This window comes from Collinsella sp. LCP19S3_D3, from assembly GCF_052121455.1.
Lineage (GTDB): Bacteria > Actinomycetota > Coriobacteriia > Coriobacteriales > Coriobacteriaceae > Collinsella.
In genome coordinates this window covers 1-1,517 of record NZ_JBQKEF010000046.1, presented here as the reverse complement: position 1 = coordinate 1,517, position 1,517 = coordinate 1, and the positions used below count along the sequence as shown (strand labels likewise).

Here is a 1,517-nt window from a genome sequence, read left to right as displayed (position 1 = left end):
GGATGACGCGGAAACGGCCCCTCCCGGGGCCGTTTCAGTTCCAGATCGTTGTTTTCGCCCGCTGAGCTGGGCCTATGCCGGAATCTCTCCCACAGAAACCACCGAAGAGCCCATTTTTTTGTGTAAAAAGGACGAGTGAAATATAATGCTTAAAAAATATTGGATAAAATGTCCGATTTGTAACGGAAAGACGAGAGTTCAAGTATTTCATAATACTGTATTAAAAGATTTTCCTCTTTTCTGCCCTAAATGCAAATTGACGCATATCATTGATGTAGAAAAATTAGAGATTGTAATCAAAAATACAGAAAAACAAACTTTTATTATTTAGAAGAAAGGATATAAAAATGAAACGTTTACCTAAATATACGCCTGCGGAAGTACGGAATGATCCATACGGATTTACTTACAAAGAAATGTCGGAAGTTATTGGCGAGAATGAAGCAAAAGCCTTATATGAAGAATTATATAAGCAATTACCACGCAAAAAAAATCTATCAATGTTGGTAAAAAATATTTGCAAAAGTAGCGATACTGAAAAGTATGTTTACGAACTGAAAGACAACAAATACATTGAAACGGTTTTTATCAAGCGGCGAGATGGTGGAACTGTTTGCGTGAGCACACAAGTCGGTTGTCCTGTTGGTTGTATTTTTTGTGAGTCCGGACGCAATGGTTTTGTTCGTAATCTAACACCGTCAGAAATCGTACAACAGATTATATTGTTGCGTCGAAAAGTAAACCGTATCGTTTTTATGGGTATGGGAGAGCCTTTATTCAATTATGACAACTTGATAAAAGCAATCCATATTCTTCGAGATAGAAATGGACTTAACTTTCCAACCGACGGCATTACCATATCAACAGTTGGTCCGGTCGATCAATTAAAAAAATTGCGCGAGGAACATCTTAAAATTCAGTTGACAATATCTTTACACGCAGCAACACAATCTGCAAGAAATCGTATTATTCCTCACATGCGCATATATGCTATTGAAGATGTTGTTAAGCAAGCCTTATCCTATTCTGAAAGGCATAATCGCAAAATTGTCTTTGCGTATTTGCTTTTACCGGGTATAAATGACCGGCCCTCAGATGTAAGACAACTTGCAAAATGGTTTCGGGGCAAAAAAGTTATGATTAACGTGTTACAATACAACCCAACAAGCAATTCAAGAATTAAAGCACCACAGAAACGGGAAATAGTTGCATTCAAACATCAATTAGAGCAAGCAGGACTTGAAGTTACTATTAGAGTTTCTCATGGCAGAGAGATTAACGCGGCTTGTGGACAGTTAGCTAACACATATAATAAATTCAAAAAAAAATGATTAAAAGTGCCAGACGCATAGACGCAGAGCCGATAACGCATTAGGTCAAAAAACCTATGTGTTATCGGCTTTTTTAGAGGCTTCGGTAGTTTGTGTGACAAGGGGCTAGCCTAGGCAGCAACGCTCTTCGCTCCCTTCACGCCCTTCTTCCTCGCCTTCACCGGGCGACCCGGGAGCTGGGGCTGG

The 1,517-nt window shown here is 39.3% G+C and carries 2 protein-coding genes; both read left to right on the top strand.

What is annotated here, in order from left to right:
* Nucleotides 1-145: 145 nt before the first annotated feature.
* The gene (locus tag ACTQXM_RS08955; protein ID WP_003431289.1) at nt 146-331 is read left to right on the top strand and encodes a cysteine-rich KTR domain-containing protein; all 186 of its coding nucleotides are present in this window, start codon (nt 146-148) and stop codon (nt 329-331) included.
* Between the two features lie 16 nt (nt 332-347).
* Nucleotides 348-1,331 carry a 23S rRNA (adenine(2503)-C(2))-methyltransferase RlmN gene (rlmN, locus tag ACTQXM_RS08950; RefSeq protein WP_441064276.1) on the top strand — a complete coding sequence of 328 codons (984 nt, stop codon included), beginning with the start codon at nt 348-350 and terminating at the stop codon, nt 1,329-1,331.
* Nucleotides 1,332-1,517: the final 186 nt, after the last annotated feature.